This is a genomic window from Pseudonocardia sp. WMMC193 (assembly GCF_021728735.1).
Lineage (GTDB): Bacteria > Actinomycetota > Actinomycetes > Mycobacteriales > Pseudonocardiaceae > Pseudonocardia > Pseudonocardia oroxyli.
The window spans coordinates 1,616,684-1,638,142 of sequence record NZ_JAKKDO010000003.1 but is presented as its reverse complement, the minus strand read 5'-3'; the positions used below and the strand labels follow the sequence as shown (position 1 = coordinate 1,638,142).

Below are 21,459 nucleotides of genomic sequence, written 5' to 3'. Positions count from 1 at the left end.
CACGCCCGAGACGATCGCGGGGTCCGACGATGCGCCGAGCGGTGGCCGGGCCCGCGGCGGGCCCTTCCGGGAGGGCGACCGCGTCCAGCTGACCGACCCCAAGGGCCGCAAGTACACCGTCGTGCTCGAGGCGGGCGCCAGCTACCACACCCACCGGGGCGCCCTCGCCCACGACGACCTCATCGGCAAGCCGGAGGGCTCGGTCGTCCACTCGGCCGCCAACACCCCCTACCTGGCGCTGCGGCCGCTGCTGGCCGACTACGTGCTGTCGATGCCGCGCGGCGCCGCCGTGATCTACCCCAAGGACGCGGCCCAGATCCTCGTGTGGGGAGACATCTTCCCCGGCGCCCGCGTGCTGGAGGCGGGCGCGGGCTCCGGCGCCCTGACCTGTTCGCTGGTCCAGGCCGTGGGCCCCGCCGGGACGGTCGTCTCGTACGAGATCCGGGAGGACCACGCCGAGCACGCCGATCGCAACGTGCGACGGTTCTTCGGCGACGCGCCACCCAACTGGAGCTTGCGGGTCGGCGACCTTAATACTCACGATTCTCAGGCCGAGCCCTTCGACCGCGTCATCCTGGACATGCTGGCGCCCTGGGAGTGCCTGGAGACGGTGCGGGACACGCTGATCCCGGGCGGCGTGCTCGTCGCGTACGTGGCCACCACCACCCAGCTGTCGACGGTCGTCGAGAAGCTGCGCGAGATGCAGTGCTGGACCGAGCCGCAGGCGTGGGAGTCGCTGGTCAGGCCGTGGCACGTCGTCGGGCTGGCGGTGCGCCCGGAGCACCGCATGATCGGTCACACAGCGTTCCTGGTGACGGCCCGCCGACTGGCCGACGGCGTCGTCCCCCCGCGGCCGCAGCGCAGACCGACCAGTCGCTGAGAGCGTTCGGCCGAGAGGGTGGAACCCTCCGATTACGGGAACCAGACAACGCGATGGCGTCAAGGTGCCGTCCGCGTGAGTGACGGATCACCGAATCGCCTCACCGACGTGGGCCACGCTTACGGGTACCGTATGGAAACGGAACACGGAGGGAGGATGCCGTGAACCCCTACGACGACGGTCCCGGCATGCACCAGCCAGGCGAAGGCGGGGCCCTGTCCCCGGCGGAGGCGGCGGCACAGATCCGCTACCTCGAAGAAGAAGTCGCGATGCTGCGGCGCAAGCTGACCGAGTCCCCCCGACACGCGCGTCTGCTCGAGCAGCGGCTGGCCGAGTCCGCCAGCAGGCTGTCCCAGCTCAGTGCGCGCAACGAGAAGCTCACCGAGACCCTCAAGGAAGCGCGCTCCCAGCTCGTCGCGCTCCGCGAGGAGGTCGACCGCCTCGCCCAGCCGCCCAGCGGCTACGGCGTGTTCCTCACCGCGTTCGAGGACAGCACGGTCGACGTGTTCACCTCCGGCCGCCGGATGCGTGTGGCGGTCTCCCCGGCGGTGGAGATCGATACCCTGCGCAGCGGACAGTCCGTGCGGCTGAACGAGGCGCTCACCGTCGTCGAGGCGGGTGACTGGGAGAAGATCGGCGAGGTCTGCGGGCTGCGCGAGGTCCTCTCCGAGCCGACCGAGACCACGGCCGGGCGCGCGCTCGTGGTCGGCAACGCCGACGAGGAGCGGGTCGTCTGGCTCGCGGCCCCGCTCGTGGACGACACCCAGCCGGACTTCGTGGCGCTCAAGCCGGGTGACTCGCTGCTCGTGGACACCAAGGCGGGCTACGCCTACGAGCGGGTCCCGAAGGCCGAGGTCGAGGACCTCGTGCTGGAGGAGGTCCCGGACGTCGGCTACGAGGACATCGGCGGTCTGTTCCGGCAGATCGAGCAGATCCGGGACGCCGTGGAGCTCCCGTTCCTGCACGCCGAGCTGTTCACCGAGTACGAGCTGCGTCCGCCCAAGGGCGTGCTGCTCTACGGCCCGCCCGGCTGCGGCAAGACCCTGATCGCGAAGGCGGTCGCCAACTCGCTGGCCAAGAAGATCGCGGCCCAGCGCGGGGACGACCCCAACGAGGGTCGGGCGTTCTTCCTCAACATCAAGGGCCCGGAGCTGCTCAACAAGTTCGTCGGCGAGACCGAGCGGCACATCCGCCTGATCTTCCAGCGAGCTCGGGAGAAGGCGAGCGCCGGTACGCCGGTGATCGTGTTCTTCGACGAGATGGACTCGATCTTCCGCACCCGTGGCTCGGGTGTGTCCTCGGACGTCGAGACGACGATCGTGCCCCAGCTCCTCGCCGAGATCGACGGCGTCGAGGGCCTGGAGAACGTCATCGTCATCGGCGCCTCCAACCGCGAGGACATGATCGACCCGGCCATCCTGCGGCCCGGCCGGCTCGACGTGAAGATCAAGATCGAGCGTCCGGACGCCGAGGCGGCGCAGGACATCTTCTCGAAGTACATCACCGACACGCTGCCCATCAGCGAGGACGACCTCGCCGAGTTCGGCGGCAACCGCAAGGCGTGCGTGGACGCGCTCATCCAGCGGATCGTCGAGCGGATGTACGACGAGACGGAGGAGAACAGGTTCCTCGAGGTCACCTACGCCAACGGTGACAAGGAGACCCTGTACTTCAAGGACTTCAACTCCGGCGCGATGATCCAGAACATCGTCGACCGCGGGAAGAAGTCCGCGATCAAGTCCGTGCTCGAGACGGGGCAGAAGGGCCTGCGGGTCCAGCACCTGCTCGACGCGATCGTGGACGAGTTCGCCGAGAACGAGGACCTGCCGAACACCACCAACCCGGACGACTGGGCGCGGATCTCCGGCAAGAAGGGCGAGCGGATCGTCTACATCCGCACGCTCGTCACCGGCAAGAACGACGCCACCGGCCGTGCGATCGACACCGCGTCGAACACCGGTCAGTACCTGTAGGTCTCCACTCACCTCAGCCCCGCTCCGGTCTCCGGGCGGGGCTGCGGTGTGTGCGGGGCCGGCCGATCCGTTCAAGCCCGGCCCCCGGCGGCGGCGCTAGCGTCCCGGCCATGGGTTTCCGCAGCACCGCCACCGTGATCGAGATCGTGACCGCCGACCTGGGTGCGGCGCTGGCCTTCTACCGGGCGCTGGGGCTCGACGTGCCCCCCGACTCCGACGACGCCCCCCACGTCGAGGTCCCGCTGCCCGGCGGCAACCGGCTGGCGTTCGACACGGAGTCCACGATCGCGAGCTACACCGAGGGCTACACCCCGCCCGCCGGTGAGGGCCGGGTCGCCCTCGCCTTCGGCTTCGACACCCCGACCGAGGTGGACGACGCGCACGCCGCCCTGGTCGGAGCGGGTGCCCCGAGCGTCCACGCCCCCTTCGACGCCTTCTGGGGCCAGCGCTACGCCACCGTCACCGACCCCGACGGCACCCACGTCGACCTGTTCGCGGCCCTGCCGCAGCCGTGATCGCGGCGGCCGACCCTCAGCGCCTGCTGATCATGCAGCGTGGTGATCAACAGGGGGTGAGGGTCGAGTGGGGAGCCTGAGGCAGCCGTCAGCCCCTGATGATCACCCTGCGGCATGATCACCAGGGGCTGAGGGCGCGCTGATCAGGTGCGGAGCGCGGCGGGGGTGAGGCCGGCGAGGGCGCGGAACTCGCGGGTGAGGTGCGGTTGGTCCGCATACCCGGTTCGTGCGGCGACCTCCGCCGGGGCGACACCCGCGTGCACCAGGCCGCTCGCGGCGCGGAAGCGCAGGACGCGGCGCAGCATCGCCGGGCCGTACCCGTAGACCGCCGTGCACTGGCGGGTCAGGGACCGCGCCGACCACCCGAGCTCGTCGGCGAGGGTGTCGACGCGGGTGCCCGCGGGCAGGCGGGCCGTGACGTGCGCAAGCGCGGGCAGTGCCCACGGGGTGGTGTCGCGGGAGGCGCGGTGGGGCCGGTCCAGTCGGAGGACGGCGGCGAGCAGGGCGTCGGGGGCGGAACCGCGGCCGCGATCGAGGGTGGCGCCGAGGGTGGCCGCGACGCCGGGCGCCACCGCGTCGAGCGGCTCGCGACGGTCGCGGAGCGCGGACGCGGGCACACCGAGCAGCCGGGGGAGGACGCCGGGTCGGAAGCGGACGCCCGCGGTCCACTCCGGCGCACCGGTCGTCAGGAACGCGGTCGTGTCGGGGCCCGCCACCGAGAGCGTTCCGGCGGACCACAGCAGGTCCATGCAGCCGTCCGGCAGCACGCGCGCGCCCGGCCCGCCGGTGGAGAGCCACGCGCACTCGATCAGACCGCCCAGCGCGGCGGGCGGCGCGACCTCCCGGTACCGACCGTCCATCGGGCCCCACCGTAGCCGGGTCCGTCCGAGTGCGGGACGCGGAGAACTCGTGTGGGACTCGCGGGGCTGCGGTGGGGGACTCGCGGAACGGCGAGGGCCCGCCCACCGTGTGGTGGACGGGCCCCGCAGGTGTGCGGATCAGGCGGTGCGGAGCACGGCCTCGATCTCGAGGGTGAGCTGCACCTTCTCGCCCACGACCACGCCGCCGCCGTCCATCGGCATCGAGATGTCGACGCCGAAGTCGCTGCGGTTGATGGTGGTGGTGGCGGTGAAGCCGGCGCGGGTGCCGCCGTAGGCGTCCGGGCCGAAGCCGCCGATCTCCAGGTAGAGGGAGACGGGCTTGGTGACGCCCTTGATCGTCAGGTCACCGTTGAGCTTGTAGTCCGAGCCGTCGGTGGTGATGCCGGTCGAGACGAACGTCCACTCCGGGTACTTCTCGGTCTCGAAGAAGTCCGCGGACTTGATGTGCCCGTCCCGCTGCTCGTTGTTGGTGTCGATGGAGGTGGCGTCCAGCGTCGCGGTGACGGTGGAGGACTCGAAGGTCTCACCGGTCACGATGGTGCCGCTGAACTGCGAAATGCGACCCTTGACCTTGCTGACCATCATGTGGCGCACGGAGAAGGAGACGTCCGAGTGGACCGGGTCGATGTCCCACGTGCCGACGACGTATCCGGGGATCTGGGTGGCGGCGGTCATGCTGACTCCTGTAGTACTTGAACTCTCAGCTGTTGAAAGCGACCCTAGACCTCTGATCTTGAGTGCTCAACTATAGTGAGGGTGATGTGGACCACACACGGTGGCTGGACGATCACGAGCAGGAGACGTGGCGTGCCTTCCTGACGGCGAACCGGTTGCTGTTCGAGCGGGTCGAGCGGCAGCTGCAGAACGAAGCGCGGATGCCGCACGCGTACTACGAGATCCTGGTCCGACTCTCGGAGGCGCCCGATCGTACGCTCCGGATGAGCCGGCTGGCCGACACGTCGCTGTCGAGCCGCAGCAGGCTGAGCCACGCGGTGGCCCGGCTGGAGAAGGCGGGCTGGGTCGAGCGCACCGCGTGCGAGACCGACCGGCGCGGCGCCTGGGCCCGGCTGACCGACGCGGGCCTGGCGGCCCTGGAGGCGGCCGCGCCCGGACACGTCGAGACCGTCCGGTCCGTCCTGTTCGACGCGCTGACCCCGGCGCAGGTCACGGCGCTGAACGAGATCTCGGCGGCGCTCGTCGACCACCTCGTCGACGCGCCGGTCTGGCCTGCGGAGAACGACCGCGACTGCCCGGAGGCGGGCTGAGAGTGTGCATCGGGCCACCGGCCCCGACGTGCAGCGGAACACAGTCCTAGGCTGGTGGCATGTCTCGTTTCGACGTCGTCGTACTCGGTGCCGGTCCTGGTGGTTACGTGGCAGCGATCCGCGCTGCACAGCTCGGCAAGAGCGTGGCGATCATCGAGCAGAAGTACTGGGGCGGGGTCTGCCTGAACGTCGGCTGCATCCCGTCGAAGGCGCTGCTGCGCAACGCGGAGATCGCGCACATCGTCCAGAAGGAGCAGAAGACCTTCGGCATCACCGGGGAGGTCTCCTTCGACTACGGGGTGGCGTTCGACCGCAGCCGGTCCGTCGCGGACGGCCGGGTCAAGGGCGTCCACTTCCTGATGAAGAAGAACAAGATCACCGAGTTCGACGGCAAGGGCACGTTCACCGACCCGCACACCATCGAGGTGGAGCTGTCGAAGGGCGGCACCGAGACGATCGAGTTCGAGAACGCCATCATCGCCACCGGCGCCACCACCCGGCTGCTCCCCGGCACGAGCCTCTCCGAGCGCGTCGTCACCTACGAGGAGCAGATCACCACGCGTGAGCTGCCCGGCAGCGTGATCATCGCGGGTGCGGGCGCGATCGGGGTCGAGTTCGCCTACGTGCTCAGCAACTACGGCGTGAAGGTCACGATCGTCGAGTTCCTGGACCGCCTGCTGCCGCTCGAGGACGCGGACGTGTCCAAGGAGCTGGCCAAGCAGTACAAGAAGCTGGGTGTCGAGGTCCTCACCAAGACCAGGGTCGAGAAGATCGACGACTCCGGCGACCAGGTCACCGTCACCGTGTCCGACGCCAAGGGCACCCGGGACCTGCACGCGGACAAGGTGGTGCAGGCGATCGGCTTCGTGCCGCGGGTCGAGGGCTACGGCCTGGAGAAGACCGGCGTCGAGCTGACCGAGCGCAAGGCCATCAAGATCGACGAGACCATGCGCACGTCGGTGCCGCACATCTTCGCGATCGGGGACGTCACCGCGAAGCTGATGCTGGCCCACGTCGGCGAGGCCCAGGGCGTCGTCGCGGCCGAGACCATCGCGGGCGCGGAGACGATGGGCTTCGGTGCGCAGGAGTACGCGATGATGCCGCGCGCCACCTTCTGTCAGCCGCAGGTCGCGAGCTTCGGCTACACCGAGGCGCAGGCCCAGGAGCTCGCGGCGGAGAAGGGCTGGAAGGTCAAGACCGTCTCCTTCCCGTTCACCGCGAACGGCAAGGCCCACGGCCTGGCCGAGCCCTACGGGTTCGTGAAGCTGATCGCGGACGAGACCTACGGCGAGCTGCTGGGCGGACACCTGATCGGCCCGGAGGTGACCGAGCTGCTGCCCGAGCTCACCCTCGCCCAGAAGTGGGACCTCACCGCCGCCGAGCTGGGGCGCAACGTCCACGCGCACCCGACGCTGTCGGAGGCCCTGCAGGAGTGCTTCCACGGCCTCGGCGGCCACATGATCAACTTCTGAGTCTCTCCGCAGCTCGGACCTCGTGAGCGGCGATCGTCGCCAGAGCGACGATCACCGCTCACGGGTGGTGAGCAGGGCCTCGGCGAGCAGGCGGCTGTCCGGAGCGAACGGTCCGGCGAGCAGCGTCCGCAGCTCCGCGCGGGACACCCACCGGCCCTCCGCCACCTCCGACGGCTGGTGGACGACCGGGCCGTGCCACTGCGCGGTCCAGGCGAACAGGTGACAGCGCAGGCCCTCGGGTCCACCCAGGCCCGGGCCCGGGCCGGACTCCCACGCCGCGGAGTGCAGGAACTCCAGGGCGACCCCGTGCACGCCCAGCTCCTCGCCGAGCTCGCGGACGGCGGTGTCGTAGGGGTCCTCGCCCGCGTCGACCACCCCGCCCGCGACGCAGTCCCACAGCCCGGGCATGACCTGCTTGGTGTCCGCGCGCCGGTGCGCGTAGACGAGGTCGCCGTCGCAGAGGATCACTCCGGCGGAGCCGTGCCACAGCGAACGGGCGTACACCTCCGTCCGAGTGGCGGAGCCGACCACCTCCCCGAAAGGGGAGTAGACCGCGAGGATCTCGTCCATCCGGTCATCCTGCCGATGTGTCCCCCGCCACGGGCGCGTAGGGATGGAGGCATGGGTGGAAACAGGATCGTCGTCTACAAGGAGCCAGGGGTCGTCGCGGTCGAGGACCACGACATGCCGAAGCTGGAGGTACCCGCCGACGTGGCGTCGGCGATGGGGATGAGCCGCGAGGCGCCCCACGCCGTGATCCTCAAGTGCGTCTCGACGAACATCTGCGGCTCCGACCAGCACATGGTCCGCGGCCGCACCACCGCCCCGCCCGGGCAGACCCTCGGGCACGAGATCACCGGCGAGGTGGTCGAGAAGGGGTCCGACGTGCAGTTCCTCCAGATCGGCGACATCGTGACGGTGCCGTTCAACATCGCCTGCGGGCGCTGTCGGAACTGCCGCGCCGGTGACACCGGGGTCTGCCTGAACGTGAACCCGGGCCGCGCGGGATCGGCCTACGGCTACGTCGACATGGGCGGCTGGGAGGGTGGCCAGGCGGACTTCGTGATGGTGCCCTTCGCCGACTTCAACCTGCTGAGGTTCCCGGACCGGGACGCGGCGCTGGCCAAGATCCGCGACCTCACGATGCTGTCGGACATCTTCCCGACGGGCTACCACGGCGCCTACACCGCGGGCGTGACGACCGGCTCCACGGTGTACGTGGCCGGCGCCGGACCCGTCGGGCTCGCCGCGGCCTACTCCGCGCAGCTGCTCGGGGCCGCGGTCGTGATCGTCGGGGACCTGAACGCGGAGCGGCTCGCGCAGGCGCGCTCGTTCGGCTGCGAGACCGTGGACGTCGGGCAGGACGCCACGCTCGAGGACCAGGTCGCGCAGATCCTCGACACCAACGAGGTGGACTGCGCGGTCGACGCCGTGGGGTTCGAGGCGAGCGGCCACGGCGGCGGCGAGGAGCGGCCCGCCCAGGTGCTCAACGACATCATGACGATCACCCGGGCCGCCGGTCGGCTCGGCATCCCGGGCCTCTACGTCACGGGCGACCCCGGGGCGTCGGACCCGGACGCCAAGGAGGGCACGCTCAAGGTCCGGCTGGGTCTGGGCTGGGCGAAGAGCCACAGCCTCACCACGGGACAGTGCCCGGTGCTCACGTACAACCGCGGCCTGATGATGTCGATCCTGCACGACAAGGCGCACATCGCGGACGCCGTGAACGCCACGGTGATCGGCCTGGAGGACGCCCCGCGCGGCTACCAGGAGTTCGACCGGGGCGCGGCAAGGAAGTACGTCCTCGACCCGCACGGCATGGTGCCCGCCGCCTAGCCTCCCCGCCTCGTGACGGCGAGGACGTGGTGACCCGCCCGGGAAGCCCGCGGGCGGGTTAGGCTCGGCGGATGCCGCACTGCACAGGGGGAACCGCGTGACCGCACGCCGCATCATGGGCACCGAGGTCGAGTACGGCATCTCCGTGCCGGGCGACCCGACCGCCAACCCGGTCATCACCTCCACCCAGATCGTGCTCGCCTACGCCGCCGCGCAGGACATCCCGCGCAGCAGGCGGGCGCGTTGGGACTACGAGGTCGAGTCCCCGCTGCGGGACGCGCGCGGTTTCGACCTGTCCGCGCCGTCGGTGTCGAGCCACGGGAACGAGTCGGAGCTGGACGACCTCGGCGCGGCCAACGTCATCCTCACCAACGGCGCCCGGCTCTACGTCGACCACGCCCACCCCGAGTTCTCCACGCCCGAGGTGCTCACGCCGCGCGCCGTCGTCGCCTGGGACAAGGCGGGGGAGCGGGTGATGGAGGAGGCCGCCGAGCGCGCCGCCACCGTCCCCGGCGCCCCGCGCATCCAGCTCTACAAGAACAACGTCGACGGCAAGGGCGCGAGCTACGGCTCGCACGAGAACTACCTGATGGCCCGCCAGACCACGTTCCCGGCGATCGTCGGCGGCCTCACCCCGTTCTTCACCTCCCGCCAGGTCGTGACGGGTGCGGGGCGGGTCGGCATCGGCGCCCAGGGCGACGGGGACGGCTACCAGCTCTCCCAGCGCGCCGACTACATCGAGGTCGAGGTCGGCCTGGAGACCACCCTCAAGCGCGGGATCATCAACACCCGGGACGAGCCGCACGCGGACGCGGACAAGTACCGCCGGCTGCACGTCATCATCGGCGACGCCAACATGAGCGAGTACTCCACGCTGCTCAAGGTCGGCACCACCGCGCTGGTCCTCGACATGATCGAGAACGGCGTGCGGTTCGACGAGCTGCGCCTCGCCGAGCCCGTCCGCGCGGTGCACCAGATCAGCCACGACCCGTCGCTGCGGCAGAAGGTCGAGCTGACCGACGGCCGCAAGCTGACCGGCGTCGAGCTGCAGTGGCTCTACCACGAGAAGGCCGCCAAGCACGTCGAGAACACCCAGGGTGCGGACGTCGACGCGGACACCGCGGAGGTCCTGCAGCTGTGGGGCGAGGTCCTGGAGGACCTGGGCGACGACCCGATGAAGACGGCGGACCGGCTGGACTGGACGGCCAAGCTCCAGCTGCTGGAGGGCTACCGCCGCCGGGACGACCTGGAGTGGGGCGCCGGGCGGCTGCACCTGGTCGACCTGCAGTACACCGACGTGCGGATGGCGAAGGGCCTGTACAACCGGCTCGTCACCCGCGGGTCGATGAAGCGGCTGGTCACCGAGGACGAGATCGAGAACGCCATCCAGAACCCGCCGGAGGACACCCGCGCCTACTTCCGCGGCCGGTGCCTGGAGCGGTACCCGGCCGCGGTGGCCGCGGCGAGCTGGGACTCGGTCATCTTCGACCTGGGCCGCGAGTCGCTCGTCCGGATCCCCACGCTGGAGCCCCTGCGGGGCACGCGCCGCCACGTCGGGGAGCTCATCGACCGCAGCACCACCGCGGAGGAGCTGGTCACCGCCCTCACGAAGGGCTAGCCGGGCGAGTCATCTGTTCGCAACCGGCGAACCATGGGCGGGGGAGCCCCCCGCCAAGTAGGCTGAATCCATCGGACCACGGCGTCCACCTGGCACGACGGTGCCCGGGGGCGCCGCGGACTCGGTGACGAGGGAGGGTCATGTCCCAGGAGCAGACCAAGCGCCAGGGCGGCGGCGGCGGAGACGACGACGAGGGCGCGGACGCGTCCGCGGCGGGCCAGGAGCGCCGCGAGAAGCTCGGCGAGGACGTGGACACGATCCTCGACGAGATCGACGACGTGCTCGAGGAGAACGCGGAGGACTTCGTCCGCGCCTACGTGCAGAAGGGCGGCGAGTAGCCGTCCCGTGGCGGGCCGGTCCTGCGGGACCGGCCCGTTCCCCTATCCACCCAGCTGCACCGATGAGGAGAGGCACGCACTTCACCATGGAGTTCCGCGAGGGCATCCCCGGGCCCGCGGTCGGTCGTACGACCCCCGAGCTGGGGCACCACGCCGCTTTCGCCGCGCTCGGCGAGACGTCGTTCCGCAACTACCTGGCCGCGTCCCGGCCGGACCTGCTCCCCACCCCGCCCCAGTTCGACGCACCCCGGGTCTCCGGCGGCGCGAGCCCCGAGGCGCTGGGGGTGCCGCACGGGACCACGATCGTCGCGCTGCAGTTCGCCGACGGCGTCGTGATCGCCGGTGACCGCCGCGCGACCAGCGGGAACGTCATCGCGCAGCGGGACATCGAGAAGATCTTCATCACCGACTCGCACTCCGCGGTGGGTATCGCGGGCTCCGCGGGCATCGCGATCGAGATGGTCCGGCTCTACACCGTCGAGCTGGAGCACTACGAGAAGATCGAGGGCGTCCAGATGTCCCTCGACGGCAAGGCCAACCGCCTCGCCGGCTTCGTGCGGAACAACCTGGGCGCGGCCATGCAGGGCTTCGTCGTGGTGCCGCTGTTCGCCGGCTACGACACCGACGAGCCGGACCCGGCCAAGGCCGGCCGCATCGTCACCTACGACCCCACGGGCGGTCGGTACGACGAGTGGCTCGGCTACCACGCCGTCGGCTCCGGCTCGGTGTTCGCCAAGTCGTCGCTGAAGAAGCTGCACAAGACCTCGGCGGACCTCGCCACCACCGTGCGCACCGCCGTGGAGGCGCTCTACGACGCGGCGGACGACGACACGGCGACCGGCGGGCCGGACGTCGTGCGCAAGATCTGGCCGGTGGTCGTGTCGATCACCGGTGCCGAGGGCGCGGTGCGCCGCTCGGAGGAGGAGATCGCGGGCGTCGTGCAGCAGATCATCACGGACCGGGCCGAGAACCCGGGCGGCTGAGTCACTCGTAAGGAGCACTTGTCATGACGATGCCGTTCTACTCCTCCGTCGACCAGCTGCTGCGGGACCGCTCGGAGATCGCCCGCAAGGGCATCTCCCGCGGCCGCAGCGTGGTCATCTCCTCGTTCTCCGGCGGCGTGCTGTTCGTCGCGGAGAACCACTCCAGCGCCCTGAACAAGGTCTCGGAGATCTACGACCGGATCGGGTTCGCCGCCGTCGGCCGGTACAACGAGCTGGAGGGCCTGCGCACCGCGGGCATCCGGCTCGCGGACTCCCGCGGCTTCTCCTACGACCGCCGGGACGTGACCGGGCGGTGGCTCGCGAACACCTACGCCCAGTTCATCGGCGCGGCGTTCATCGAGCAGCAGAAGCCCTACGAGGTTGAGATCTGTGTGGCCGAGGTGGGCGCCACCCAGGAGCACGACCAGCTCTACCGCATCACCTACGACGGCTCGATCCTCGACGAGCCGCACTACGTGGTGATGGGCGGGCAGACCGAGCCGATCTCCACCAAGCTCAAGGACACCTACGACCCCGGGCTGGACCTGAACGGCGCGCTGGCCGCCGCGCTGGAGGGCCTGCAGGTCCCCGGCGCCGCCCCCGGGAACGGGAACAGCGGCGAGGCCCGGGTGCTGGGGGAGAGCGCGCTGGAGGTGGCGGTGCTGGACCGCGGCCGCCCGGGGCGCTCGTTCCGGCGCATCCAGGGCGCGGTCCTGCGGGGCCTGCTGCCCGCCGCGAACCGCGGCGAGCAGTCCGAGGACCTCGACGTCCGCGGCGGGGACGACGCCCCGGCGGGCGGGGTCCCCGCTGAGTGACGCACGCGTGAGCGAGGCGCGGGCCCGCCTGCCGCGGCGGCGGCAGGCGGACCTGCACCTCCCCGCCGACCGGGACCCGCTGGCCGTGCTGGAGAGCCAGCACAGCAGGCGGCTCGCCGATCTCGTGCCGGTGCGGATCGGCCGGATGCTGCAGTCGCCGTTCGCCTTCTACCGGGGTTCGGCCGCCGTGATGGCGGCGGACCTGCGGGCCGCGCCCTCGACCGGTGTCGACGTGGTGCTCTGCGGGGACGCGCACATCTCGAACTTCGGGTTCTACGCCTCTCCCGAACGCGAGCTGGTCTTCGACCTCAACGACTTCGACGAGGCCGGGATCGGCCCGTGGGAGTGGGACGTCCGCAGGCTGGCGGCGAGCGTGCACGTCGGCGGCCGGGACCTGGGGCTGTCCGAGGAGCGCTGCACGGAGGCCGTCGTGGCGGCGGTCGAGTCGTACCGCACCACGCTGCGGGAGTTCGTGCAGCTCTCGGCGGTGGAGCGGTACTTCTTCCGGGTGGACACCTCCACGGTGGCCGAGCGGTTCGGCGAGGTGGGGCGGCGGACGCTGCGCAAGGTCACCGAGAAGGCCCGCACCCGGACGTCGGAGCAGGTGCTGCGCAAGCTGGCCTGCCGGGTCGGCGAGGGTGGCCTGCGGATCGTCGACCAGCCGCCGGTGCTGCGCCACGTCGACCACGCGGACCTGCGGTCCCTCGCCGGGCTGTTCGACCAGTACCGCAGCACCCTGCGCGAGGACACCGCGCACCTGCTCGCGCAGTTCCGGCCCGTGGACTTCGCGCTGCGGGTGGTCGGGGTGGGCAGCGTCGGCACGCGGTGCTACCTGATCGCGTTCGAGGGACCGACGGGTGAGGTGCTGTTCCTGCAGGCCAAGGAGGCGCCGCCGTCGGTGCTCACCAGCCACGGCGGGCAGCCGTGCGTCGTGCCCGGGTACGAGGGCGAGCGGGCGCACACCGAGGGCCACCGGGTGGTCGCGGCGCAGCGGATCCTGCAGGCCACGTCGGACCCGTTCCTCGGATGGATCACCGGCTGGGCGGGCGACACGCCGGGCCGACCCCGGGTCGACTACTACTGGCGGCAGTTCCGGGACATGAAGGGCTCGATCGACCCGGCCTCGCTCAGCCCGTCCGGGTTCTCCGCGTACGGGGCGCTGTGCGCGGCCCTGCTCGCCCGGGCCCACGGCCAGTCCCACCGGGCGGCCGAGGTGGCGGCCTACCTCGGGGCGTCGGAGCGGTTCTCCGTGGCGACCGCGAGGTGGGCGGCGGCGTACGCGGACGTGGCCGAGCAGGACTTCGACGCGGTCGGCAAGGCGGTCGCGTCGGGCAGGCTGCCGGTCGAGGTGGGTGTGTAGGTCGTGCGTGGTAAGTGGTGCTCTGGCACCACTTACCGCGCACGGGCGCCGTAGGTGCGGAGCTCGACGCCGGTGCCGTCGGGATCGCGCAGCACGATGCCGCGTCCGATGCCGCGGGCGCCGAAGAGGTCCCGCGGGCCGGGGACGCCGTGCTCGGCCGCCAGCGCGTCCAGGTCCGTGTCGACCACCAGCGCGACGTGGTCGACGTTCACGCCGGACCGCTCGCCCCGCTGCACGTCGATGATCGTGTCCGCCGAGACCCGCAGCGACGCGAACGGGACCTCGCCGCGCCGCCACTCCTCCAGGCGCAGCGGTTCGAGGCCGAGCACCTCCCGGTACCAGGTGATCAGCCGCTCGGGATCGGCGCTGACCAGCACGATGTGATCGAGTCCCAGGACACGCATTCCTCTAGTGTCACCCGATGCGCTTCACCGCGACGGACGGGACCGTGCTCGACGGGGAGCTCGCCGTCCCCGCGGGGGCGCGGGCCGGGATGGTCGTCTGCCACCCTCACCCGCACTACGGCGGCTCGATGCACACCCCGGTCGTCGAGGCGCTGTTCGAGGGTCTGCCCGCGCACGGCGTCGCGGTGCTGCGCTTCGACTTCCGCGGGGTGGGCGCCTCCGGCGGGACCCACGACGGCGGGGACGCCGAACGGCTCGACGCCGCGGCCGCCGTCTCCCGGCTGGCGGCGGAGGTCGACGGGCCGATCGTGCTGGCCGGCTGGTCGTTCGGGGCGGACGTGGCGCTCTCGACGGGGCCGGCCCGGATCGCCGGGTGGTTCGCCGTGGCACCGCCCCTGCGGTTCGCGGTGTCCCCGCAGTCCGCGGATCCGCGACCGGCGCTGCTGGTCGCGGGCGGCCGGGACCCGGTCGCCCCGCCCGACCACGTCCGCGCCGCGACCGCGGGCTGGGCCGCGACGAGCGTCGTCGAGCTCCCGACGGCCGACCACCTGTTCCTCGCCGAACGCGCGCAGCTGGTCGAGCTGGCTCAGACGGCGATCCGCTCGGGGTGCGAGTAGACGTTCCCCGCGCCGTCCCGCAGGAAGCCGACGAGCGTGATCCCCACCTCGTCGGCGAGCTCCACGGCGAGCGAGCTGGGCGCCGAGACGGCGGCCAGCACCGGCACCCCGGCCATCGCCGCCTTCTGCACCAGCTCGAACGACGCCCGCCCGGACACCTGCAGCACCGTGTCCGCCGCGGGCACCCCGCCCGCCAGCAGCGCGTGGCCCAGGACCTTGTCGACCGCGTTGTGCCTGCCGACGTCCTCCCGGACGACCACCGGGGTGCCGTCGGGGGCGAAGAGCCCGGCGGCGTGGAGACCCCCGGTCGAGGCGAAGACCTTCTGCGCCTCGCGCAGCCGGTCCGGGAGGGTGGCCAGCACCGACCAGGCGACCGGACCGCCGGTGGGGGTGAAGCGCGTCTTGAGTCGCACCGCGTCGAGTGAGGCCTTGCCGCACACCCCGCAGGACGAGGTCGTGTAGAAGTTCCGCTCCACCGAGGTGTCCGGCGGCTCGACGCCCGGGGCGAGGGCGACGTCGAGCACGTTGTAGGTGTTGCGGCCGTCCGCGTCCACCGAGTCGCAGTAGCGGGCGGTCGCGAGGTCGGCGGCGCTCCCGATCACCCCCTCGGTGAGCAGGAAGCCGTGGGCGAGCTCGACGTCGTGTCCGGGGGTGCGCATCGTCACCGACAGCGCGCGCCCGTCGACCCGCAGCTCGAGGGGCTCCTCGACGGCGAGGGAGTCGGGCCTGCGGCGGGTCGTGCCGTCGGCCCCGATGCGCAGCACCGAACGTCGGGCGGTGAGCCTTCCCATGTCGCCGACCCTACGCGCCCCTTCGTGCTGGAACGTTCCACCACTATGGTGAGGCTTCCCTTATTCGAGAGAGGCTCCCTGGTGGCGATCTCCCCCTTCGGCAGGCGTGCGTTCCTCGCGGCCGGTCTGACCCTCGTCGCGGCCGGCTGCGCCGCGCCCACTCCGGCTTCGGCGCCGTCGCCGGCCGCGTCCCCGATCTCCGTGCCCCACGCCTTCGGCGTCACGACGCTGCCCGCCCCGCCCGCCCGGGTCGTGCTGGTCGGGTTCAAGGAACAGGACGCCTTCCTCGCGCTCGGAACGGCACCCGTCGGGATCCGGGAGTGGTTCGGCGGCAAGCCGAACGCGGTGTGGCCGTGGGCCACGTCGTACCTGAACGGGGCGCAGCCGACCGTGCTGCCGCGCGCGGACATCGCGTACGAGCAGGTCGCGGCCCTGCGACCGGACGTCATCGTGGGACTGACCGCGGGCCTGACCCGGGAGCAGTACGACCGGCTCTCCGGCATCGCGCCCACCGTCGCCCAGCCGACCGAGGCGGGCGACTACACGATCACCTGGCAGGAGATCACCCGCACCGCGGGTCGCATCCTGGGCAAGGACGCCGAGGCCGAACGCCTCGTCGCCGACCTGGAGGCACGGATCGTGCAGACCCGGACCGCGCACCCCGAGTTCGCGGGCGCCTCGATGGTCCTCGCCTCGGCCACCGGCGGGCAGCACTACCTGTTCGGGCCCGGCGCCACGGGCGCGCAGCTGCTCGGGCAGCTCGGCCTGACCGTGCCGGACGAGGTCGCCCGGCTCGCCGACAACGCCGACGCCTACTACATCCTGAGCCCGGAGCGCTTCGACCTGCTCGACGTCGACCTCGCGGTCTGGTCGGAGGCCGCCACCGACGAGGGGCCGGCGGCGCTGCTCGTCGACCCGCTCTACACCCGCCTACCGGTCCACGCGGAGGGCCGGGACGTGTTCCTCGGGCTGGACCGCGACAACGGCGCCCTCATGTTCGCCTCGGTGCTGAGCATCCCGATGGTGCTCGACGAGATCGTGCCGCGGCTGTCGAGAGCGATCGACGGCGACCCGGCCACCGCGGCGTGAGCCGCCGTGCGGCGCACGAGTCGCCGGTGTCCCGGGGCACTAGTGCCGCGCGGTGGAGGCCCGGTGCACGAGGCGCAGGGGGACCTCCACCCGCGTGCCGGGCTCGGCGGTGCCCGCCAGCAGGCCGTCGAGCAGCTCGGCACAGCGCCGCCCGGCCAGCCGCGGGTTCTGGTCGATCGCGGTGATCGGCGGGTCGGTCAGCGCGCAGGCCGTGGAGTCGGTGGCGCACGCCAGCAGCAGACCCTCGGCGAGGCGGGGCCGCAGGGCGGGCAGCAGCATGGCCGCGCTGTCGACCGGGCCGCAGACCAGGGCGTCGAACCCGTCGAGGGAGCGCACGGCCGCCTCCAGTCCGGGCACGGTGGGGATCCAGTCGATGCGGGCGAGGAGCTCGGGGGCGCCGTGCGCGGCACACCACGCGCGGTACGCCGAGCTCAGGCGGGCCGCCCAGTCGGTCGTCTCGGCGGGGACGAGCAGGGCGGGGCGGGCGGCGCCGAGTTCGTCGAGCAGGGTCGTGAGCGCGGCGCCGTGGTCGGCCCAGACCACGCCGTCGGGGCGGTGCCCGGCCACGTCCTCGCAGGTCACGACGGGGATGTCGCCGTTGGTCCGCGGGTCGAGCAGCGGCTCGGCGGGGTGGGCGTCGCTGAGGATCAGGCCGTCGACGCGCGGCCGTCGGGTCCCGGTCAGGACGGTGACGTCACGGTCGTGGCGGACCGCGTGGTCGAGCACCCCGAACAGGAACTCCATGTAGTACGCGGACACCGACGGGTTCTCCGGCAGGTGCACCCCGATCGTGCCGGTCGCCGCGCCCCGCAGCCTGCGCGCGGCGGCGTTCGGCACGTACTCCAGCTCGTGCGCCGCGGCAAGCACCCGCGCGCGGGTCGCCTCGGACACCCGGCCGGTGCCGCGCAGGACGTTCGACACGGTGGAGCGGCCCACCCCGGCCCGGCGCGCGACGTCCACCACCGTGGGTCGGATCACGCGTGAATCCTAGGCCGTCCACCCAGTATGGTAAGCCTGCCCTCATATCCAAGGAGACTGTCGTGCCGGTCCAGACCGAGAACGTCGACCTCGAGGTCGTCGCCGTCCGGCGGCTCTCGCCGAGCCTGGTCCGTGTGGACCTGCGGGGTGCCGTGCCCTCCGCGGGGGTCCCGGACGAGGCCTGCGTGCTGGAGTTCCCGGACCCCGCGACCAACGAGCCGGTCGAGGGGAGCGGGCGCTGGTACACGGTCCGCCGGATCGACGCGGCAGGCCTGACCGTCGACATCGTCCTGCACCCCGGCGGCACGGGTGGGGAGTGGGCGGCCGTCGCCCGGGTGGGGGACCGGTTGCGCCGCACCCACGGCAACAGCTGGTTCCGCAGGCCGGAGGGGGTCGCGTGGCAGGTGCTGGCGGGCGACGTCACGGCGCTGCCCGCGATCGGGCGGATCGTCGAGGAGAGCCCGGGGCTGCGCACCGTGGTGCACGTCGAGGTCCCGGACCCCGCGGACGCGCAGGACCTGCCGGGCGCCGAGGTCGTCTGGCACCACACGCCGGACCTCGCGCACGGGAGCAGGCTGGGCGAGATCGTCGAGGGGGTCACGCTGCCGGAGGGCGCCGGGTACGTGTACGTGGCGGGTGAGGCCGCCGCGACCCGCGCCGCCCGCACCCACCTGCGCTCGCTCGGTCTGCCGCGCGGCGGCTACGGCGTCGTCGGGTACTGGCGCGCGGAGATCGAGGAGTGGAACGCGCGCCTCGAGCGGTCCGGCCTCGACACCGCCGCGCTCTACCAGCGGGCGCTGGCCGAGGGTCGAGACGACGAGGAGGTCCGCGCGCTCTACGAGAAGGGTCTCGCCGACGCCGGGCTCTAGACTTCGGGGCATAATGTTGAGTACTCAATCGTTGGCGGTAGCATGAGCGACATGGTGCAGCTGGGGTTGGACACCTTCGGTGACGTGACGGGGGACGGCGAGGGCGGTCGGACGCCGTACGCCCAGGTCATCCGGGACGTGGTGGAACAGGGCGTGCTCGCCGACTCGCTGGGGATCGACGCGTTCGGCATCGGTGAGCACCACCGGGACGACTACGCGGTCTCCGCGCCGGACGTCGTGCTCGCGGCGATCGCGGCCCGGACGTCGCGGATCACGCTCGGCACCGCGGTCACGGTGCTGAGCTCGGACGACCCGGTGCGCGTGTTCGAGCGCTTCGCGACCCTGGACGCGATCTCGAACGGCCGGGCGGAGATCACGCTGGGCCGCGGCTCGTTCACCGAGTCCTTCCCGCTCTTCGGCTACGACCTCGGCGACTACGAGACGCTGTTCAGCGAGAAGCTCGACCTGATGACCCACCTGCTCGAGGAGGGCCCGGTCACCTGGGAGGGCACCCTGCGCGCGGCCCTGAAGGACCAGCAGGTCTACCCGAAGACCGAGTCCGGGCGCATCCAGACGTGGGTGGGCGTGGGCGGGAGCCCGCAGTCCGTGGTCCGCGCGGCGAACTACGGCCTGCCGCTGGTGCTCGCCGTGATCGGCGGCGACCCGGCCCGCTTCGCGCCGTACGCCGACCTGTACCGCCGTGCGCTCACCGAGCTCGGCCGCGAGCAGCTGCCGATCGCCGTGCACGCGCCCGGCTTCGTCGCCGAGACCGACGACGAGGCGATCGAGACCGTGTGGCCGCACGCCCGGGTCATGATGGACCGGATCGGGCGGGAGCGCGGCTGGCCGCCGCTGACCAAGGACCGGTTCGTGGCGGACGTCCGCGGCGGGGCGTGGCACCTCGGCTCCCCGGAGACGGTGGCCCGCAAGATCGCGCGCACGGTCTCGACGCTGGAGCTGGACCGCTTCGACCTCAAGTACGCCGTGGGCACCCTGCCGCACCGCGACCTGATGAAGACCATCGAGCTCTACGGCAGCGAGGTCGCCCCGCGCGTCCGCACGATCCTCGCCGAGGAGCAGGCCGCCTGACCCCTCCGCATCATGGAGCCACGACTGTCGTTCCGCAGCCCCGATTCGACAGTCGTGGCTCCGAGGGTCAGCCCTGGAACGGGCGGTCTCGGCCCGTCCAGCGCTCCTCGTCCCGGCGGTAGACCGGGACCGGGTCCTTCGCGACGCGGAAGGTGTAGCGGCCCGCCTCCTCGACCACCTCGCCGTCGGTCGCCAGCATGCTCGGCACGGCCAGCTCCACGTCGAGCTCGGTGACCTCGGCCTGGTGGTACACGCGGCTGTGTCCGAGCGCGCCCAGGATCAGGGCGGCGACCACCCGGAGCCGGGAGAACCGCACGTCGGCGCGCAGCCACCGGACGTCGAGCAGCCCGGAGTCCAGGGTCGGCCGCCAGGCGGGGACCATGCCGCGCGGGTGGTAGGGCCCGTTGCCGACGAAGATGAACCAGACGTCCTTCCACTCGTCGTGGAACCGGACCCGCACCCGCTCGGAGCGCCGCAGCACGGTGACCAGCGCGGCGGCGAAGGCGGGCCACTTGCCCCACCGCGGCTGCCACTTCTCGCGCAGCCGGACCAGCTCCGGGTAGGAGCCGACGCTCGCGGTGTTGAGGAAGTACCGGGTGCGGATGACCTCCGGGTTCTCGGGGTCGTCGCCGGAGCCGGGGTGTGCCTCGACGAGGCCGAGGTCCACCGCGACCGCCTCGCCCGCCTGTGAGGCGTCGACGGCCTCCTGCAGGTCGTAGACGCCGACGTCCCGGGCGAAGTGGTTCAGCGTCCCCGCCGGGACCACGACCAGCGGCAGGTGCAGCTCGTCGGCCACGCTCGCCGCGCTGGCGACCGTGCCGTCCCCGCCCGCGACGCCCACGGCCCGCACCCAGCCGCCCAGCTCGGCGATCGTCTCCCGGAGCTGGTCGTCCACCCGGGAGTCCTCGGTGACCCGCAGCAGCCGCGCGGCGGGCAGCGCCTCGGCGATCTCGTCGGACACGTCGTAGTCCGGCGGGCCCGAGAACGGGTTGGCGATGATCACCAGACCGTCGCCCTGCGGCAGCTCCGGGACGGTGTCGACCGGGCGGGCCCGGGCCTCGTCGCTGGTCCGGACCGGCCACCAGCGCTGCGTGGCGAGCGCGACCCCGGACCCGATGGCCGCGCCGGCCAGCACGTCCGAGGCCCAGTGCACCCCCACGTGCACCCGCGAGTAGGCGACGGCCGCGGCCAGCGGCACCACCGCGGGCGCCACCCGCGGGTTCTCCAGCGCCACGGCGGTCGCGAACGCCGCCGCGGAGGCCGCGTGCCCGCTCGGGAAGGACGACGACGTCGGCGGGTCGGTGATGCTCCGGTACGCGGGCAGCTCCGCCGCGGCCGGACGCCTGCGGGGCAGCAGCGGCTTGAGGATCCCGTTGGCCGTGGCGCTGGACAGCGCGATCGCGAGCAGCCCGCGCGCCGCCGCCTTGCGCCCGGCCCCCCGCCGCACCGCGAGGATCCCGGCGACCACCACCCACAGCGCGGAGTGGTCCGCGGCCCGGGTCAGCCTGCAGATCGCCGCGTCGAGCCGGTTGCGCGGCTGCGCGGCGATCCAGCCGGTGATCGCCTCGTCGGTCGCGGACACGGCGGTGAGGCCACGGTCCACGCCGAGTCGTCTCCAGGGGGATTTCCCGGCGACGCGCCGGAACCAGTCGGTCACAGGGGGGACCTTATGGGGCCTCCTGCGCT

The 21,459-nt window shown here is 72.3% G+C and carries 22 protein-coding genes; 15 read left to right on the top strand and 7 right to left on the bottom strand.

What is annotated here, in order from left to right; genetic code table 11:
- The first annotated feature begins 13 nt into the window (after nucleotides 1-13).
- From L3X23_RS09330 to L3X23_RS09320, 3 genes are all read left to right on the top strand, one after another.
- Nucleotides 14-880, top strand: coding sequence for a tRNA (adenine-N1)-methyltransferase (locus L3X23_RS09330; RefSeq protein ID WP_093078466.1), 867 nt, complete (start codon nucleotides 14-16; stop codon nucleotides 878-880).
- Between the two features lie 188 nt (nucleotides 881-1,068).
- Nucleotides 1,069-2,853: a proteasome ATPase gene (gene arc, locus L3X23_RS09325; protein WP_093078463.1), complete on the top strand. Its 1,785-nt coding sequence runs from the start codon at nucleotides 1,069-1,071 to the stop codon at nucleotides 2,851-2,853.
- Nucleotides 2,854-2,963: 110 nt separating this feature from the next.
- Nucleotides 2,964-3,368, top strand: coding sequence for a VOC family protein (locus L3X23_RS09320; RefSeq protein ID WP_237191776.1), 405 nt, complete (start codon nucleotides 2,964-2,966; stop codon nucleotides 3,366-3,368).
- 143 nt (nucleotides 3,369-3,511) lie between these two features.
- Here the strand turns inward: L3X23_RS09320 and L3X23_RS09315 are convergent, their stop codons facing one another.
- Both L3X23_RS09315 and L3X23_RS09310 read right to left on the bottom strand, forming a co-directional pair.
- A complete protein-coding gene (locus L3X23_RS09315) occupies nucleotides 3,512-4,228 on the bottom strand; it encodes an AraC family transcriptional regulator (RefSeq protein ID WP_237191774.1) in 717 nt (238 codons plus the stop codon).
- A 138-nt stretch (nucleotides 4,229-4,366) separates the two neighbouring features.
- The gene (locus L3X23_RS09310) at nucleotides 4,367-4,924 is read right to left on the bottom strand and encodes a YceI family protein (RefSeq protein WP_237191772.1); all 558 of its coding nucleotides are present in this window, start codon (nucleotides 4,922-4,924) and stop codon (nucleotides 4,367-4,369) included.
- Between the two features lie 86 nt (nucleotides 4,925-5,010).
- On the opposite strand from L3X23_RS09310, the gene L3X23_RS09305 reads away from it, so the two are divergent.
- Together L3X23_RS09305 and lpdA are read left to right on the top strand one after the other, a co-directional pair.
- A complete protein-coding gene (locus L3X23_RS09305) occupies nucleotides 5,011-5,514 on the top strand; it encodes a MarR family winged helix-turn-helix transcriptional regulator (RefSeq protein ID WP_237191770.1) in 504 nt (167 codons plus the stop codon).
- A 59-nt stretch (nucleotides 5,515-5,573) separates the two neighbouring features.
- Nucleotides 5,574-6,986, top strand: a complete 1,413-nt coding sequence (lpdA, locus tag L3X23_RS09300; protein WP_093077583.1) for a dihydrolipoyl dehydrogenase — start codon at nucleotides 5,574-5,576, stop codon at nucleotides 6,984-6,986.
- Nucleotides 6,987-7,037: 51 nt separating this feature from the next.
- On the opposite strand, the gene L3X23_RS09295 is transcribed toward lpdA, so the two are convergent.
- Nucleotides 7,038-7,556, bottom strand: a complete 519-nt coding sequence (locus L3X23_RS09295; protein WP_237191768.1) for an NUDIX domain-containing protein — start codon at nucleotides 7,554-7,556, stop codon at nucleotides 7,038-7,040.
- Between the two features lie 51 nt (nucleotides 7,557-7,607).
- On the opposite strand from L3X23_RS09295, the gene fdhA reads away from it, so the two are divergent.
- From fdhA to L3X23_RS09265, 6 genes are all read left to right on the top strand, one after another.
- Nucleotides 7,608-8,822 carry a formaldehyde dehydrogenase, glutathione-independent gene (gene fdhA / locus L3X23_RS09290; protein WP_237191766.1) on the top strand — a complete coding sequence of 405 codons (1,215 nt, stop codon included), beginning with the start codon at nucleotides 7,608-7,610 and terminating at the stop codon, nucleotides 8,820-8,822.
- A gap of 115 nt (nucleotides 8,823-8,937) precedes the next feature.
- The gene (gene dop, locus L3X23_RS09285) at nucleotides 8,938-10,440 is read left to right on the top strand and encodes a depupylase/deamidase Dop (protein ID WP_237197969.1); all 1,503 of its coding nucleotides are present in this window, start codon (nucleotides 8,938-8,940) and stop codon (nucleotides 10,438-10,440) included.
- 140 nt (nucleotides 10,441-10,580) lie between these two features.
- Complete coding sequence (locus tag L3X23_RS09280; RefSeq protein ID WP_093077575.1) at nucleotides 10,581-10,778, top strand: ubiquitin-like protein Pup; 198 nt, start codon at nucleotides 10,581-10,583, stop codon at nucleotides 10,776-10,778.
- An 86-nt stretch (nucleotides 10,779-10,864) separates the two neighbouring features.
- Nucleotides 10,865-11,761: a proteasome subunit beta gene (gene prcB / locus L3X23_RS09275; RefSeq protein ID WP_093077572.1), complete on the top strand. Its 897-nt coding sequence runs from the start codon at nucleotides 10,865-10,867 to the stop codon at nucleotides 11,759-11,761.
- A gap of 23 nt (nucleotides 11,762-11,784) precedes the next feature.
- Nucleotides 11,785-12,576, top strand: coding sequence for a proteasome subunit alpha (gene prcA, locus L3X23_RS09270; RefSeq protein WP_093077569.1), 792 nt, complete (start codon nucleotides 11,785-11,787; stop codon nucleotides 12,574-12,576).
- 7 nt (nucleotides 12,577-12,583) lie between these two features.
- Nucleotides 12,584-13,936 carry a DUF2252 domain-containing protein gene (locus tag L3X23_RS09265; RefSeq protein WP_237191764.1) on the top strand — a complete coding sequence of 451 codons (1,353 nt, stop codon included), beginning with the start codon at nucleotides 12,584-12,586 and terminating at the stop codon, nucleotides 13,934-13,936.
- 32 nt (nucleotides 13,937-13,968) lie between these two features.
- Here the strand turns inward: L3X23_RS09265 and L3X23_RS09260 are convergent, their stop codons facing one another.
- Nucleotides 13,969-14,340 carry a VOC family protein gene (locus L3X23_RS09260; protein ID WP_237191762.1) on the bottom strand — a complete coding sequence of 124 codons (372 nt, stop codon included), beginning with the start codon at nucleotides 14,338-14,340 and terminating at the stop codon, nucleotides 13,969-13,971.
- Nucleotides 14,341-14,357: 17 nt separating this feature from the next.
- Between L3X23_RS09260 and L3X23_RS09255 the strand changes: the two genes are divergently transcribed.
- Nucleotides 14,358-14,957, top strand: coding sequence for an alpha/beta hydrolase (locus tag L3X23_RS09255; protein WP_237191760.1), 600 nt, complete (start codon nucleotides 14,358-14,360; stop codon nucleotides 14,955-14,957).
- Here the strand turns inward: L3X23_RS09255 and fdhD are convergent.
- Nucleotides 14,927-15,748 carry a formate dehydrogenase accessory sulfurtransferase FdhD gene (gene fdhD / locus L3X23_RS09250; RefSeq protein ID WP_237191759.1) on the bottom strand — a complete coding sequence of 274 codons (822 nt, stop codon included), beginning with the start codon at nucleotides 15,746-15,748 and terminating at the stop codon, nucleotides 14,927-14,929. The two genes, L3X23_RS09255 and fdhD, sit on opposite strands and share 31 nt — an antisense overlap.
- An 81-nt stretch (nucleotides 15,749-15,829) precedes the next feature.
- Between fdhD and L3X23_RS09245 the strand changes: the two genes are divergently transcribed.
- Nucleotides 15,830-16,837, top strand: a complete 1,008-nt coding sequence (locus L3X23_RS09245) for an ABC transporter substrate-binding protein (RefSeq protein ID WP_237191757.1) — start codon at nucleotides 15,830-15,832, stop codon at nucleotides 16,835-16,837.
- 39 nt (nucleotides 16,838-16,876) lie between these two features.
- On the opposite strand, the gene L3X23_RS09240 is transcribed toward L3X23_RS09245, so the two are convergent.
- Complete coding sequence (locus L3X23_RS09240; protein ID WP_237191754.1) at nucleotides 16,877-17,815, bottom strand: LacI family DNA-binding transcriptional regulator; 939 nt, start codon at nucleotides 17,813-17,815, stop codon at nucleotides 16,877-16,879.
- Nucleotides 17,816-17,877: 62 nt separating this feature from the next.
- On the opposite strand from L3X23_RS09240, the gene L3X23_RS09235 reads away from it, so the two are divergent.
- Together L3X23_RS09235 and L3X23_RS09230 are read left to right on the top strand one after the other, a co-directional pair.
- Nucleotides 17,878-18,684, top strand: coding sequence for a siderophore-interacting protein (locus tag L3X23_RS09235; RefSeq protein WP_237191752.1), 807 nt, complete (start codon nucleotides 17,878-17,880; stop codon nucleotides 18,682-18,684).
- Nucleotides 18,685-18,735: 51 nt separating this feature from the next.
- Nucleotides 18,736-19,773, top strand: a complete 1,038-nt coding sequence (locus L3X23_RS09230) for an LLM class flavin-dependent oxidoreductase (protein WP_374204828.1) — start codon at nucleotides 18,736-18,738, stop codon at nucleotides 19,771-19,773.
- Between the two features lie 67 nt (nucleotides 19,774-19,840).
- On the opposite strand, the gene L3X23_RS09225 is transcribed toward L3X23_RS09230, so the two are convergent.
- Nucleotides 19,841-21,376 carry a phosphatase PAP2 family protein gene (locus L3X23_RS09225; protein ID WP_237191751.1) on the bottom strand — a complete coding sequence of 512 codons (1,536 nt, stop codon included), beginning with the start codon at nucleotides 21,374-21,376 and terminating at the stop codon, nucleotides 19,841-19,843.
- Nucleotides 21,377-21,459: the final 83 nt, after the last annotated feature.